Origin of the sequence: Bacteroides caecigallinarum, assembly GCF_016901995.1 — a bacterium.
GTDB lineage: Bacteria > Bacteroidota > Bacteroidia > Bacteroidales > Bacteroidaceae > Phocaeicola > Phocaeicola cellulolyticus.
This window is the reverse complement of sequence record NZ_JACJLE010000045.1, coordinates 21,258-35,802: the sequence shown is the minus strand read 5'-3', so window position 1 is coordinate 35,802 and position 14,545 is coordinate 21,258. Positions and strand designations below refer to the sequence as shown.

At 40.4% G+C, this 14,545-nt stretch carries 13 protein-coding genes; 4 read left to right on the top strand and 9 right to left on the bottom strand.

The annotated features are described in order from the left end of the window. Window positions 1-372: 372 nt before the first annotated feature. The 6 genes from hisB to H6A61_RS11805 form a co-directional block, all read right to left on the bottom strand. Window positions 373-1,494, bottom strand: coding sequence for a bifunctional histidinol-phosphatase/imidazoleglycerol-phosphate dehydratase HisB (gene hisB, locus H6A61_RS11830; protein WP_204393857.1), 1,122 nt, complete (start codon window positions 1,492-1,494; stop codon window positions 373-375). Between the two features lie 9 nt (window positions 1,495-1,503). Continuing rightward, complete coding sequence (hisC, locus tag H6A61_RS11825; RefSeq protein ID WP_204393855.1) at window positions 1,504-2,541, bottom strand: histidinol-phosphate transaminase; 1,038 nt, start codon at window positions 2,539-2,541, stop codon at window positions 1,504-1,506. A gap of 11 nt (window positions 2,542-2,552) precedes the next feature. Then, window positions 2,553-3,830, bottom strand: a complete 1,278-nt coding sequence (gene hisD, locus H6A61_RS11820; protein ID WP_204393853.1) for a histidinol dehydrogenase — start codon at window positions 3,828-3,830, stop codon at window positions 2,553-2,555. A gap of 96 nt (window positions 3,831-3,926) precedes the next feature. Continuing rightward, the gene (gene hisG / locus H6A61_RS11815) at window positions 3,927-4,778 is read right to left on the bottom strand and encodes an ATP phosphoribosyltransferase (RefSeq protein ID WP_204393851.1); all 852 of its coding nucleotides are present in this window, start codon (window positions 4,776-4,778) and stop codon (window positions 3,927-3,929) included. A gap of 253 nt (window positions 4,779-5,031) precedes the next feature. Continuing rightward, a complete protein-coding gene (locus H6A61_RS11810) occupies window positions 5,032-5,523 on the bottom strand; it encodes a PaaI family thioesterase (protein WP_204393849.1) in 492 nt (163 codons plus the stop codon). Between the two features lie 12 nt (window positions 5,524-5,535). Continuing rightward, window positions 5,536-5,835 (bottom strand): Dabb family protein, encoded by a 300-nt coding sequence (locus H6A61_RS11805; RefSeq protein WP_204393848.1) that lies wholly within the window; start codon window positions 5,833-5,835, stop codon window positions 5,536-5,538. Between the two features lie 84 nt (window positions 5,836-5,919). Between H6A61_RS11805 and H6A61_RS11800 the strand changes: the two genes are divergently transcribed. Continuing rightward, the gene (locus H6A61_RS11800; protein WP_204393846.1) at window positions 5,920-7,311 is read left to right on the top strand and encodes a transglycosylase SLT domain-containing protein; all 1,392 of its coding nucleotides are present in this window, start codon (window positions 5,920-5,922) and stop codon (window positions 7,309-7,311) included. 90 nt (window positions 7,312-7,401) lie between these two features. Here H6A61_RS11800 and trxA read toward each other — a convergent pair whose 3' ends face one another. The 3 genes from trxA to H6A61_RS11785 all read right to left on the bottom strand — a co-directional run bounded on the left by trxA (window position 7,402) and on the right by H6A61_RS11785 (window position 8,753). Then, the gene (gene trxA, locus H6A61_RS11795) at window positions 7,402-7,701 is read right to left on the bottom strand and encodes a thioredoxin (protein WP_204393844.1); all 300 of its coding nucleotides are present in this window, start codon (window positions 7,699-7,701) and stop codon (window positions 7,402-7,404) included. A gap of 193 nt (window positions 7,702-7,894) precedes the next feature. Beyond that, a complete protein-coding gene (locus H6A61_RS11790) occupies window positions 7,895-8,497 on the bottom strand; it encodes an OmpH family outer membrane protein (RefSeq protein ID WP_204393842.1) in 603 nt (200 codons plus the stop codon). A gap of 25 nt (window positions 8,498-8,522) precedes the next feature. Continuing rightward, window positions 8,523-8,753 (bottom strand): hypothetical protein, encoded by a 231-nt coding sequence (locus tag H6A61_RS11785; RefSeq protein ID WP_204393840.1) that lies wholly within the window; start codon window positions 8,751-8,753, stop codon window positions 8,523-8,525. Between the two features lie 235 nt (window positions 8,754-8,988). Between H6A61_RS11785 and H6A61_RS11780 the strand changes: the two genes are divergently transcribed. From H6A61_RS11780 to H6A61_RS11770, 3 genes are all read left to right on the top strand, one after another. After that, complete coding sequence (locus H6A61_RS11780; protein ID WP_204393838.1) at window positions 8,989-10,446, top strand: aminoacyl-histidine dipeptidase; 1,458 nt, start codon at window positions 8,989-8,991, stop codon at window positions 10,444-10,446. Between the two features lie 2 nt (window positions 10,447-10,448). Beyond that, window positions 10,449-11,462, top strand: coding sequence for an endonuclease (locus H6A61_RS11775; protein WP_204393835.1), 1,014 nt, complete (start codon window positions 10,449-10,451; stop codon window positions 11,460-11,462). A gap of 87 nt (window positions 11,463-11,549) precedes the next feature. After that, window positions 11,550-14,507 (top strand): PEP/pyruvate-binding domain-containing protein, encoded by a 2,958-nt coding sequence (locus tag H6A61_RS11770; RefSeq protein WP_204393833.1) that lies wholly within the window; start codon window positions 11,550-11,552, stop codon window positions 14,505-14,507. Window positions 14,508-14,545: the final 38 nt, after the last annotated feature.

Below are 14,545 nucleotides of genomic sequence, written 5' to 3'. Positions count from 1 at the left end.
AAGGTAGCACGATGCGTGCAAGCACTTCCAATTGATTCGTTTCCATAAGACAAAGGTCGCAATTTATAGGGATAATAAAAATTAATCCCCACTAAATTTCTACTGCGCCATGTTCGGACGGCATTTTGTATATATAGATATGAAATGTATAGACATAAAAAAAGGAGTACCGCTGTACTCCAACCTTTGTTAACCTTAAAATCTAATACTATGAAAAACACGTTACAAAGGTACGGACTTTTCCTGAATTTGCAAGTTTTGTGTGCGAAAATGTGTGTTTTATAACATAGTTTAACTGTTTTGGCTGGTTTGAAATTCTTATTAACAAAAAAGGAGGCTGTTAAGCCTCCTTCGGTTATTAATGAGTTGTTGTTATATACATCCTTTGCTTGACGGAACTTCAAAGTGATATACATCACGTTTTACGGCCATTTTGATACTTCGTGCAAGAGCTTTGAAAATACCTTCAATCTTGTGGTGCTCATTCTGGCCTTCAGCCTTTATGTTGAGGTTCATTCGTGCCGAATCACTTAATGACTTGAAAAAATGCAGGAACATCTCGGTAGGCATATCGCCTATTTTCTCACGCTTGAATTCTGCATCCCAAACCAGCCAGGCACGTCCTCCGAAATCGAGTGCTACCTGACACAGGCAGTCGTCCATAGGCAGACAGTAACCGTATCGTTCTATTCCGCGTTTGTTGCCTAATGCCTTGTAGATACATTCTCCAAGAGCTATAGCAGTGTCTTCTATGGTGTGATGTTCATCTACCTCGAGGTCTCCTTTTACTTTTATCGTAAGATCCAGTCCTCCGTGTTTACCTATCTGTTCAAGCATGTGGTCGAAAAATCCTAATCCGGTACTTATATCACAAGCTCCGTTACCATCAAGGTTCAGACTTATATAAATATCGGTTTCTTTTGTTGTTCGTCTTACTTCAGCTTTTCTCTCTCCGGCAAACAGGAATTCGGCTATTTTGTCCCAGTCCTTTGTCGCAAGGGAACAATATTCCTCCAGTGATTTCTCTTTAAGAATTTCTTTGTCATCTTGCAGGAGAATGGCTTTGCATCCAAGATTTTTGGCCAGTTCTACATCAGTGGCACGGTCGCCTATAACATAACTTCCTGCCAGGTCGTATTCAGGGTTGTTGATATATTGTGCCAGCATTCCTGTGCGTGGTTTTCTGGTAGGTGCATTGTCTTCAGGAAAACTTCTGTCTATACAGACATTTTCGAAGGTTATTCCTTCGTTTTCAAAAGTCTTCATTACAAGATTGTGTACAGGCCAGAATGTATCTTCCGGAAATGAGTCTGTTCCGAGTCCGTCCTGATTGGTTACCATAACGAATTCGTAGTCCAGTTTTTCGCGCACAAAGCTCAGATTCCGGAAAACCTTAGGATAGAACTCAAGTTTTTCGAAAGAGTCGAGCTGATAATCGACAGGTGGTTCTATCACCAGTGTTCCGTCGCGGTCTATGAATAATATCTTTTTCATTGTCTCTCCTTATTTATAGTTTTCAAGGGCCTCTATAAGTTTGTCGTTCTCAGGACGTGAACCTATAGTAACTCTGAGGCAGTTATGGCACAAAGTGACATTTGTACGGTTTCTTACTATTATTCCTTTATTTACCAGATAATCGTATATCTTTTTTGCGTCAGTGACTTTGGCAAGGAAGAAGTTGGCATCGGTAGGGTAGATATGTTCGCAGCATGCAAGTTTGCCGAATTTCTCTATCAGTCTGGTTCTTTCGGCAAGCAGTGTCTTCACCCATTCCTTTATCTGATATTCTTTTCCTATCATGCTGATGGCTTCTGTCTGTGTCAGGTGGTTTACGTTATAAGGGTATTTCACCTTATTGAACACAGATATGATTTCTTCCGAAGCGAACGCCATACCGAGACGGATGGCTGCACATCCCCATGCCTTTGAGAATGTCTGCAGGACTACCATGTTAGGATATTTGTCAAGCATCGTGGTGAATGAAACTTCATCCGAGAAGTCGATGTAAGCTTCGTCTATAACCACTATTCCTCCGAATTCCTGCAGTACTGTTTCTATCTCTTTTTTGCAGAGGTTGTTGCCGGTAGGATTGTTTGGCGAGCAGAGAAAGATAAGCTTTGTCTTGTCGTCAGTCTTTGCCAGAAGGTCTGAAGCCTTGAACTGAAAGTTCTCATCAAGCAGTACCTTGCGGTATTCCACATCGTTTATGTCGGCACATACTTCATACATTCCGTATGTAGGATCTATAGCTACGGCATTGTCTACACCGGGAACGCAGAATGTACGATAGAGAATGTCTATAGCCTCATCACTTCCATTGCCGAGGAATATTCTTTCTTTGGCAACCTTCTTTACCCTTGAAACCAAAGTCTTCAGTTCAGTCTGCAAAGGGTCCGGGTAGCGGTTGTTCGGCGAGTTGTATGGGTTTTCGTTTGCATCGAGGAATACTGATGCTGTAACCCCTTTATACTCATCCCTGGCAGAAGAATATGGTTTCAGTGACAATATATTGGGACGTATAAGTTCGTTTAATGGTTTCATTGTATTTTCTCTTATGATTTTAGTCTTACTGTGACTGCGTTCTTGTGTGCGTCAAGAAACTCGTTTGCAGCCATTGTCTCGATGGTAGGTCCTATGTTCATTATGCCTTCGCGTGTGATTTCCTGGAATGTAATCTTGCGGGTGAAACTGTCCAGATTTACTCCGCTGTAGGCTTTTGCATATCCGTTGGTAGGAAGGGTATGATTGGTTCCCGAAGCATAGTCGCCTGCACTTTCAGGTGTGTATGGACCGAGGAACACCGAGCCGGCATTGACTATTCGTTCTGCTACCTGCATATAGTCCTTAGTTTCTATAATCAGGTGTTCAGGTGCATATTCGTTAGTCATTTCTATAGCTTCGTCAATGGTATTTACCAATATAAGTTTGCTGTGTGAAAGTGATTTCTCTGTTATTTCCTTTCTTGGTAATACAGCCAGCTGTTTTTCCACTTCCTCTTTAACGGCATTGATGAGCTGTTCTGAAGTCGTAATCAATATTGACTGACTGTCCACTCCATGTTCTGCCTGTGAGAGCAGGTCGGATGCCACGTATGCCGGATTGGCTGTTTCGTCTGCAAGCACAGCTACTTCCGAAGGTCCGGCAGGCATATCTATAGCTACATCGTGTAGTGATACTTCCTGCTTGGCTGCCATTACGTATTGGTTGCCCGGCCCAAATATCTTATATACTTTTGGGATGCTTTCAGTACCGTATGCCATTGCTCCTATAGCCTGTACGCCACCGGCTTTGAATATTCTGCTTACTCCGGCTGCCTTGGCTGCATAAAGTATAGCTGGGTTGATTTTACCTTCACGGTTTGGAGGTGAACACAGGACTATTTCTTTGCATCCTGCAATCTTTGCCGGAGCTGCGAGCATCAGCACTGTAGAGAAAAGGGGAGCTGTTCCTCCTGGAATGTATAAACCTACTTTCTCTATGGCTACTGCTTTCTGCCAGCATGTAACTCCTGTTGTAGTAGTGACTTTCTGTCCTTCAAACTTTTGTGATGCGTGGAATGTGCGAATATTTTCCAATGCCTTGCCGATGGCTTCCTTCAGTGTGTTATCGGTAGCTTTTTCAGCTTCAGCAAATTCTTCTTCAGTTACTTCGAGTGACGACAGTTTTACCTTGTCGAATTTCTCTTCGTATTCAATAACGGCTTTGTCGCCTTTTTCGCGTATATCACCAAGTACTTGTAGCACTGTGTCGCGAAGTGTTGCCGTGTTTAATGTGGGACGACTCAGAAGGTTTTTCCATTCTGACCGTGCAGGATATATTATTATGTTCATTTTTTAGTTTTTAGTTGTTGGTTATTAGTTTTTAGTTATATCAGCATAGATTTCTAACAACTAAAAACTAACAACTTTAAATCTTTATTCTTATTCTTAGAGGATCATCTTTTCGATAGGAAGAACCAATATTCCCTGTGCGCCGATAGCTTTCAGTTTTCCTATTATCTCCCAAAAACATTTCTGGTCCAGTACAGTGTGCACGCTGCTCCATCCCTCGGTGGCAAGTGGCATGACTGTAGGGCTTTTTATTCCTGGAAGTACCTCAATAATATCTTTCACCTTGTCGGTAGGAACATTCATCAGTACATATTTCTTGTCTTCGGCAGCTTTTACGGCATCCAGTCTGAACAGCAGTTCCTTGAGGATTTCTTTTTTATCTTCACTCATGTTCTTGTTGCCAATCAGCAGAGCTTCGCTTTTCATTACCACCTCTACCTCTTTCAGGTTGTTGCTGATAAGTGTTGAGCCTGAGCTTACTATGTCGAATATGGCGTCTGCCAATCCTATTCCAGGAGCTATTTCTACCGAACCTGTTATAACGTGTATATCAGCTTTTATGTTATTCTTATCGAGGAATTTTTTCAGAATTACCGGATAGGAAGTAGCAATTTTCTTTCCGTTGAACCATTCCAGACCGTTATACTCAATTTCTTTATGCAGGGCTAGAGACAGACGGCATTTGCTGAATCCCAGTCTTTGGACAATATCAGCTTCTTCTTCTCTTTCTTCAAATTCGTTTTCACCTACTATACCCATGTCGGCAACTCCACTTGCCACGCATTGAGGTATGTCGTCATCGCGCAGGAACAGGATTTCTACAGGGAAGTTTGTTGACTGTGTGAGCAATGTGCGTTTTGATGTTGACAGTTTGATGTCAGCTTCTGCAAGCAGGGCCATTGTGTCTTCGAACAAGCGGCCTTTTGATTGTACGGCAATTCTTAGCATATTTTTCGATTTTAAAAGTTTATAATCTGCATTAATAAAAAAGGCTCACCGTTTGTTTTACGGCAAGCCTTGAATAAATCTTTTTCTATAATGAACTGCATGAGCCATCAGCCTACCGATTATTTCGTCAGGAAATGATGATGGTGATGTAGAGCAGTTGTAAAAATCATAACTTTTTCTTATTGTTTGCGACAAAAGTATAGTGAAAGATTTATAATTCCAAATTTTTAATGCAAAAAGTTTGATTTTTCTTTCAAATTAGTGGATTTACATCCTCTTCTTCTGTTTCGCATCCGTTGAAAAACATGTCTTTTTGTGCCTTTTCCTTAGAGAATGTGAAGTAGGTACATGTAGCTTTTGTACATTCTTCGCCATTCATATTAAAGATTGATGCGCCTACCAGTATGATGTTTCGTTTCTGTTCTCTGATACGTGCACGTAGTACCACATAGTCATCGGTAGTCATAATGGATTTCATGTATCTGGTTTCCATTTTTGACGTTACACCGGTAGTCTGAAGCTTTCTGGCTATCACCCATGCGCAAATCTCGTCCAGAAGTGTAGCCTGTATGCCACCATGCAGTGTGTTTACCCATCCCTGATATTTTGCTTCAGGATGCCAGATACTTACTATATCATCTCCGTCCTCGTAGAACTCCATTTTCACTCCGGCTTCGTTGTTGGGTGCGCATCCGAAGCAGTAATAACCGTCCATGCCTTTCCATGGGTTGATAATCTTTTTCATAGGCTGTTACAATTATATTTCAAAATCCACACACGCCCTGTCTTCCTTTGCATCTTTTATTATTCCGGCAGCAGCCACGTGGTCAGGATGTACAGAATATGCTTTTACGTCATCCAGCGAATCGAAAGTGCTGTCAAGGCAGATATCCCATTTTTCTGAAGGATTGATATTCAGTCCTACATGAATATCTTTTATGAATTTGATTTTTTCAGGCAGCGATTCAATAGCCGATTTGAAATTGTTCATTATTTCAATTTTCTCATTTTCAGACAAGCTTTCTTTCAGCTTGAACATAACAATGTGCTTGACCATAGTTTGTATATTTTATTTATTATAGTATTTTTGTATGCGGCAAAGATACGGAAATATATTTATTAATTATTAAAATGTGATACGATGAAGAAACATAGAGTGTTAATTCCTGCAATAATAGTGCTTGTGGTAGCTTTTATAACCATACCTTTTGTTGTGAAAGAGGAGCGTGAAGTGGAAATTATTCATGATGATTTGGATCAGGTTATTGAAGATGGCGAACTCATAGTGCTCACAATAAACAGTTATGCGTCATATTTTAATTACAGGGAAGTACCTATGGGGTTTCAGTATGAACTGGCACAGGGCTTTGCGAAATCATTGGGTGTTGAATTGAAAGTTAAGGTCTTGAATTCAGAGGTTGAATTGGTAGATGCTTTGCTCAGGGGGGATGGAGATCTGATTGCATACAATCTGGCCATAACAAATGAAAGAAAAAAAGAGTTGATATATTGTGGCAAAGAGAATATATCGCATCAGGTATTGGTTCAAAGAAGCGATAAGGATGCCTTGAACGATGTGACCCAATTAGTAGGTAAAGATGTGTATGTTATGCCAGGGAAATACGAGGAGCGACTTGAAAATCTGAATCATGAACTGGGGGGAGGTATAATAATACACGAAGTGACCGAGGACAGTATAACGAATGAAGACCTTATCGAAATGGTTGCCAAAGGTAAAATTGATTATACAGTAACTAATAACGAACTGGCTAAAATCAATAAGACATATAATCCAAATCTGGATATAAGTATGGAGATAAGTTTCGACCAGCGTTCTGCGTGGGCAGTAAGAAAGACATCTCCTAAACTGGCTGAGGCTGCGGATAAATGGCATCGAGAGAATATAAACTCAGCCGAGTTCGAGGCTAGTGCCAGAAGATATTTTGAACTTAACAAACATACTCCCCAAGGTTCTATTCTTTCGCTTAAAGATGGAAGAATATCCTATTATGACGATTTGTTCAGAAAGTATGCGCCGCAGATAAACTGGGACTGGAGATTGCTTGCAGCCTTGGTTTATACAGAATCTAATTTTAACCCGTCGGCTGTTTCCTGGGCAGGTGCAAAAGGATTAATGCAGTTAATGCCTGTTACATCCAGAGCTTACGGTGTTCCTGTAGGAATGGAAAGTGATCCTGAACAGAGTATCAAGGGGGGAGTAAAATACATATCAGAATTGCAGAAGATTTTCTCTAAGGTAAAGGATGACAGGGAGCGTGTGATGTTTGTGCTTGCTTCGTATAATTCAGGTATAGGTCATGTGTTCGACGCAATGGCTTTGGCTGAGAAATATGGCAAAGACAAATATGTATGGGATGGGAATGTAGCAGTATATATGTTACTGAAGAATAAGGAAGAGTATTATAAGGATCCTGTCTGTAAGAACGGTTATTTCAGAGGTACAGAAACCTATAACTTTGTACGTGACGTACTGACACGAGCTGATGTTTATATTAAAAACATAAAGGAATGATGTGAAAAACATATGGCTGAAAGCTTATAGGGGAAACTTTCAGCCATGTTTGAGCAATTAATGATGAAAAATGAGAGTTTAATTATTTTTTTATTTGAACATTTCTACGATTTTGTTTAATTCGCCTGTGTTGATTACTCCACTTTGTCTCCACATCTGTTTTCCGTTTTTGAAAATCATCAGAGTAGGCACAGACTGTATGCTGTATTTCATTGCCAGTGCATTATTTTTGTCAACATCAACTTTTATTATACGTACTTTATCTCCCTGTATGTCTTTAACTTGTTTAAGTATAGGAGCCATAGCCTTGCATGGACCGCACCATTCAGCGAAGAAATCCACAATTACAGGTACGTCCGATGAAGAAATTAATTCATGAAAAGTTTCCATATATGTCTATCGTTTTATGTTGTCGTAATATGATTATATAACAAAACGTGCATACTTTTTGTTCGGGTGGAAAATAAAAAAAAGGTGGAAAAATCCACCTTTTTATCTATTCTGAAATATTTATCTTATCAATATTCGTTTGATATCAGACCAACTGTCAATGACATCATTTAAAAGCTATCTGAAGAGTAGATTATTTGTTAAGACCTGAGTAACGTGCGTTAAGTCCGTCAACAATTTCCTGTGTGATGTTGAATGCAGGATCTGCATAAAGAAGATTGTCGAAACCTGTGTTACTGATAATCAAGCTATAACCTTTATCCTTGTTGTAGATTTTCAGGAATGAGTTGATTGAGTCTCTCAACTGAAGGCTGTTCTTCTGGTTTTCGTCAGCAAGGTCCTTGCTAAGTTTTTCCTGCAAAGCCTGAAGATCCTGCTGCTGTTTGATGATACGGTTCTGCTGCTGCTGAGCGCTTTCTGCACTTACGAAACCATTGTTTTCATATTTGCGCTGGAATTCTTTCATTGCTGCATCAAGAGCTTTTGCCTTTTCGTTAAGAGTAGTACGGATATTTTCTTCCTTCTTAATCATAAGTTCGTTCAGGTCGTTCCAGAAACGATATTTTGTAAGAAGCGAGTCTATCTCTACGTATGCAATCTTCATGTTTGTTGTACCTGTAGCTGCAACAGGTGCTGCTGTTTGTGTTGATTCACCATTGTTTCCTGCGCACTGTACAAACATTACAGCCATAACCACAGCTAAAAATCCTTTAAGGATGTACTTAGTCTTTCTCATAAATTTTCTATATCATTTAAGTTAATTATTCTTCTTCTTCTTCATTTTTCTGTCTTTCCGAGATGGCGTTAGGATTGGTTTTACGCTGTTCTCTGTCTTGCGACTGCACGCATCCGATACCTCTTTCACGCATGGCTTTACTTCCGCTAACATGTGTATTAGGGAAACGTCCGTTCTTTTTGAACAGTATTTTTACGCATAATAGTGCTATACAGACAGCTACTATTATAAGTGTAGCGAGTATTATCTTAAGCATTGCTATAGTTTTTATGATAAATAGGATACTGTTCGGGATAGTCAAAATTTGAAAAACTGCCTTTTTCATTTGCCTCTCCGCTCACCTTTCACTATTTTTGTGGTGCAAATATATAGTTTTGTTACGATTAAAACTTCACAATGCTTTTAAAAAAGTCATTATAAAGGTGTAAATCGGCTTATTTAACTTATTTTTGCATAGAAAATAAATACATAAATGCTTAATACAGATTATTATGGAAGTAAAAGATTTGACTCCTAAGATTGTTTTTCATTATTTCGACGAAATATGTCAGGTTCCCCGTCCTTCTAAAAAGGAAGAGAAAATCCGTGCTTATCTTATCGCTTTTGCCGAAAGCAAAGGATTGGAATATAAAGTGGATGAAGCCGGAAATGTCTTGATAAAAAAGAATGCCACTCCTGGAATGGAAGACAGAAAGACCGTAATCCTGCAGTCGCATATAGACATGGTTTGCGAAAAGAACAACGATACTGTACATGATTTCGAAAATGACCCTATTCAAACATATATAGACGGTGAATGGCTGAAGGCTAAAGGTACTACTCTCGGTGCAGACAATGGTATCGGTGTAGCAACTCAGCTTGCTGTGTTGGCATCAGAAGACTTGCAGCATGGTCCTGTTGAATGTTTGTTCACGGTAGATGAAGAAACAGGTCTTACCGGAGCATTCGCATTGAAAGAAGGTTTTATGAACGGAGATATTCTTCTTAACCTTGATTCGGAAGACGAAGGCGAACTGTTTATCGGATGTGCCGGAGGGGCAGGAACAACAGCTCAGTTCCCATGTCCTATGGTAAAATCACCTGAAGGTTATTTCTTTTTCCGTGCTACTGTGAAAGGTCTTACAGGAGGTCATTCAGGAGATGATATCAATAAGAAACGTGCTAATGCCAATAAAGTATTGAATCGCTATCTGATGCTTCTCTCTCAGAAATACGATTTATATATTGCAGAAATAGATGGAGGAAACCTTCATAATGCGATACCTCGTGAAGCTCATGCTGTATGTGCTGTTCCTATGAAGGACAAGGAATCGGTAAGAGTGGATTTGAATATATTCCTTGCTGACGTTGAAAACGAATTCTCTGTTACAGAGCCGAACATCAGAATGGATCTTGAGTCGGAAACAGCTTTGCCGGAAGTCATCGAGAAGTCTGCAATGACCAAGTTCCTTAATTCTATCCATGCGGTGCATAATGGTGTGTTTGCCATGAGTCAGGATATGGAAGGATTGGTTGAAACATCGTCTAACCTTGCTTCTATCAAGATGCGCGACGGACAGATTGTGGTTGTTACAAGTCAGCGCAGTTCTATTTTATCTTCACGTATGGATATGTCGCAGACAGTACGTTCTGCTTTCGAACTAGGTGGAGCAACTGTCACTACAGGTGATGGCTATCCTGGATGGAAGCCAAATCCTTCATCGGAGATTCTGAAAGTGGCTGTTGACAGTTATAAGGCATTGTTCGGCACAGAACCTAAGGTGAAAGCCATCCATGCCGGATTGGAATGCGGTCTGTTCCTCGAGAAATATCCTTCTCTTGATATGGTTTCATTCGGACCTACATTGCGTGGAGTACACTCTCCTGACGAAAGAATGCTTATCCCTACAGTAGATAAGTTCTGGAGACATTTACTTGATGTTCTTAAAAATATACCTGCTAAAGCTTGATTATGAGCTTTATAAGAATATTGATATGTTGGGTGGCATGGTTCATATCATTGGGCCTTGCTGCCCAACAGTCTTTTTTGGTGATGGAATATAATGTGGAAAATCTTTTCGACTGCCGTCACGATTCCCTAAAAAACGATTTGGAATTTATGCCTGACAGTCCTCGCGGCTGGAATTACGGTAAATTCCGGAAAAAAGTAGAAAATATTGCCCGAGTCATACTTTCTGCCTCGCGCGAGAATGTTCCCGATATCATAGGACTTTGTGAGGTGGAAAATGAATTTTGTGCAGAAACACTTGTAAAATACTCACAGTTGAAAGAAGTGGGGTATGAATATATAATTACAGATTCACCTGACGAACGAGGCATAGATGTGCTCCTGCTTTATCAGCCTTACACTTTCAGACTGCTTGACAAAAGATTCATTCATGTTCCCACTGCGAGTATTGGTGGACGACCTACACGCGATATTCTTCATGCGTCAGGTCGTATTGTGACAGGTGATACTCTTGATGTTTTTCTAGTGCATTTTCCTTCACGTTCCGGGGGATGGAGAAAATCTGAAAAGTTCAGACTTATGGCTGCCGAAATATTGAAATCGACAGCAGACAGCGTGATGAGTGTACGCGTAAACCCTAATGTTATAATAATGGGCGACTTCAACGACTATCCGTATAACAAGTCAATTTCGGAAGTGCTTAATGCTTCCAAACCGGGAAATACTATTGAAAAAAATATGTTGTATAATCTAATGGATGGTAGGGAAGGAGGCACCTACCGTTATCGCGGTCAGTGGGGAATTCTTGACCAGATGATAGTAAACGGGAACTTGTTGGGAGAATGTAAAATACGCACCAGATATTCAAAAGCATGCATCATTGACTTTCCTTTTCTGTTGGAAGAGGACGACAAGTATGGTGGTACTACTCCTTATCGTATGTATAATGGTATGAGATATAAAGGAGGATATAGCGACCATTTGCCTGTTTTGCTTGAAATGGAGATACATCGCTGATATCAATACACTTTTTTGACAATGATTTATTGCATAAGTCAATTGAAATACCGATTTTTGTTATTAAGAATATAAATAATAAATCCTATGCTCAGTAAGTTAAAGTTAAATCAGCTTTATTTCAAGGATACTCAGTTTGCCAATCTGATGACAAAACGAATTTTCAATGTTTTGCTCGTGGCAAATCCATACGATGCTTTCATGCTGGAGGATGACGGACGTATAGATGAGAAAATTTTCATAGAGTATATGAATCTCAGTTTGCGTTATCCGCCACGCTTTACACAGGTTTCTACTCCAGAAGAAACATGGAAACAGTTGGGAAATACCATGTTCGATCTTGTTATATGTATGCCTGGAACTGACAGCAGCGACACTTTCGATATTGCCCGTGACATCAAGGCCAAATATCCGCATATACCTATCGTGGTTCTGACTCCGTTCTCACATGGTATCAGAGAAAGAATGGAGCATGAAGACCTTAGTGTGTTCGAGTATGTGTTCTGCTGGCTTGGTAATACAGACCTTCTTGTGTCAATCATCAAGCTGATAGAAGACAAGATGAATCTGGAACACGATATAAAGGAAGTGGGTGTACAGATGATAATGCTTGTGGAGGACTCAATACGTTTCTATTCGTCTGTTCTTCCTAATCTGTACAAGTTCGTGCTTAAGCAAAGTCAGGAGTTTGCAACCGAGGCATTGAACGAACACCAGCGTACGTTGCGTATGCGTGGTCGTCCTAAAATCGTACTTGCACGTTCATACGAAGAAGCGATGAAGCTGTATGAAACATTCAGCAATAACGTGTTGGGTATAATATCAGATGCCAGATTTCCTCATGACGGCAAGATAGATCCTTTAGCCGGAATAAAACTTCTAAAGGAAGTGCGTAGTCGTGATCCGTTTATGCCTCTGATTCTTCAGTCGTCTGAAGTAGATAACCGTAAGTATGCTGATGAGTGTAAGGCGGTATTTGTTGACAAGAATTCCAAAAAGATGAATATCGATCTCCGTGAGGCTGTTTCTGAAAATTTCGGTTTCGGTGATTTCGTATTTATCAATCCTAAGACAAAGGAGGAGGTGGCAAGAGTCCATAACCTGAAGGAATTGCAGAATATAGTATTTTCTATTCCGGCAGATTCTTTCCATTATCATATCAGTCGTAACCACGTTTCACGCTGGCTTTATTCACGCGCCATTTTCCCTGTAGCTGAGTTTTTGAAACAGGTAACGTGGGAGTCACTTCAAGACCTTGATGCTCACAGGCAGATTATATTCGAAGCCATCGTACGCTATAGGAAAATGAAAAATCAGGGCGTTGTGGCAGAATTCAAGCGCGAGCGTTTCGACCGTTATTCCAATTTTGCCCGTATCGGTGAAGGTTCATTGGGAGGTAAAGGACGTGGTCTGGCATTTATCGACAATATGATTAAGCGTCATCCTGATTTCGATGATTTTGAGAATGCATCTGTTGCCATACCTAAGACTGTTGTTCTGTGTACTGATATATTCGATGAGTTTATGGACAGCAACCGTCTTTACCAGTTGGCATTGAGTGATGCTGATGATGAAACTATCTTGAGGGCCTTTCTTCGTGCCAAGCTTCCGGACAGACTGGTAGAGGATTTCTTTGCTTTCTTCGATGTGGTGAAATCACCTATAGCCATACGTTCGTCCAGCCTTCTTGAGGATTCTCATTATCAGCCTTTCGCAGGTATATATTCCACATATATGATACCATATATGGAGGATAAATACGAGATGCTCCGTATGCTGAGTGATGCCATAAAAGGAGTTTATGCATCAGTATTCTATAAAGACAGTAAGGCATACATGCAGGCTACCAGTAACTTGATTGACCAGGAAAAGATGGCTGTGATACTTCAGGAAGTGGTTGGTACACAGTATGGTGACAGATATTATCCTGCCATTTCCGGTGTGGCACGTTCAATCAATTATTATCCTATAAATGATGAACTTGCCGAAGAGGGAACGGTAAGTTTGGCTTTGGGACTTGGTAAATATATAGTAGATGGTGGGCTTACTTTGAGGGTTTGTCCTTATCATCCTGACAAGGTACTGCAGACTAGTGAGATGGATATTGCTCTTCGCGAGACGCAGACACGCTTTTATGCGCTAGACCTCAAGAACACAGGACAGAATTTTTCGCTTGATGATGGTTTCAATCTTCTTAAACTGCATGTCAAGGATGCTGAGGCCGACGGTGCATTGAACTATATTGCCTCTACATACGATCCATATGATATGGTGATACGCGATGGTATTTATCCTGGTGGAAGAAAGGTGATAACATTTGCCAATATTCTTCAGCATGATGTCTTTCCATTGCCTCGCCTTTTGCAATTGGCGCAGAAGTATGGACAGGGCGAGATGCGTCGTCCTGTAGAAATTGAGTTCGCCGTGAACTTCGATGCAAACAACAAAACAGGAGTTTTCTATCTCCTTCAGATACGTCCGATGGTTGATATAAAGGCAGATCTGGATGAAGACCTGAGCCTGATTCCGGAAGATAAGATAATATTGAAGAGTGAAAACTCTCTCGGTCATGGAGTAATGGGCGATATATGCGATTTGATATATGTCAAGACTGATGGATATTCAGCTTCGAATAATCAGCTGATAGCATATGATATAGAGAAACTTAACCGTAAATTCCTGGACGAAGGAAAGCACTATGTACTTGTTGGTCCGGGCCGATGGGGTAGTAGCGACACATGGCTTGGAATACCGGTAAAGTGGCCTAATATCTCAGCTGCAAGAATAATAGTAGAAGCCGGACTGACAAATTATCGTGTCGATCCAAGTCAGGGTACTCACTTCTTCCAGAATCTGACATCATTCGGAGTGGGATATTTCACCATCAATGCGTTTATGAACGACGGTATCTATAATCAGGAATTTCTGAACAGTCTGCCGGCCGTGGAAGAAACACAATATTTGCGTTGGGTAAGATTCAAATCTCCGCTTATAGTTAAGATGGACGGTAAGAAGAAATTGGGAATTGTGGCTTTGCCTGAATAAGCAACTTTATAAATGAAAAAAACGGTTTCATGTATCTG

Bases quoted from the DNA above. Each gene is read 5' to 3' on its own strand.
- trxA (WP_204393844.1), bottom strand. From the start codon at position 7,701: ATGGAAACTTTTCATGAATTAATTTCTTCATCGGACGTACCTGTAATT.
- H6A61_RS11810 (WP_204393849.1), bottom strand. From the start codon at position 5,523: ATGAAAAAGATTATCAACCCATGGAAAGGCATGGACGGTTATTACTGC.
- H6A61_RS11800 (WP_204393846.1), top strand. From the start codon at position 5,920: ATGAAGAAACATAGAGTGTTAATTCCTGCAATAATAGTGCTTGTGGTA.
- H6A61_RS11785 (WP_204393840.1), bottom strand. From the start codon at position 8,753: ATGCTTAAGATAATACTCGCTACACTTATAATAGTAGCTGTCTGTATA.
- H6A61_RS11790 (WP_204393842.1), bottom strand. From the start codon at position 8,497: ATGAGAAAGACTAAGTACATCCTTAAAGGATTTTTAGCTGTGGTTATG.
- H6A61_RS11780 (WP_204393838.1), top strand. From the start codon at position 8,989: ATGGAAGTAAAAGATTTGACTCCTAAGATTGTTTTTCATTATTTCGAC.
- hisC (WP_204393855.1), bottom strand. From the start codon at position 2,541: ATGAAACCATTAAACGAACTTATACGTCCCAATATATTGTCACTGAAA.
- H6A61_RS11775 (WP_204393835.1), top strand. From the start codon at position 10,449: ATGAGCTTTATAAGAATATTGATATGTTGGGTGGCATGGTTCATATCA.
- hisB (WP_204393857.1), bottom strand. From the start codon at position 1,494: ATGAAAAAGATATTATTCATAGACCGCGACGGAACACTGGTGATAGAA.
- H6A61_RS11805 (WP_204393848.1), bottom strand. From the start codon at position 5,835: ATGGTCAAGCACATTGTTATGTTCAAGCTGAAAGAAAGCTTGTCTGAA.
- hisG (WP_204393851.1), bottom strand. From the start codon at position 4,778: ATGCTAAGAATTGCCGTACAATCAAAAGGCCGCTTGTTCGAAGACACA.
- H6A61_RS11770 (WP_204393833.1), top strand. From the start codon at position 11,550: ATGCTCAGTAAGTTAAAGTTAAATCAGCTTTATTTCAAGGATACTCAG.
- hisD (WP_204393853.1), bottom strand. From the start codon at position 3,830: ATGAACATAATAATATATCCTGCACGGTCAGAATGGAAAAACCTTCTG.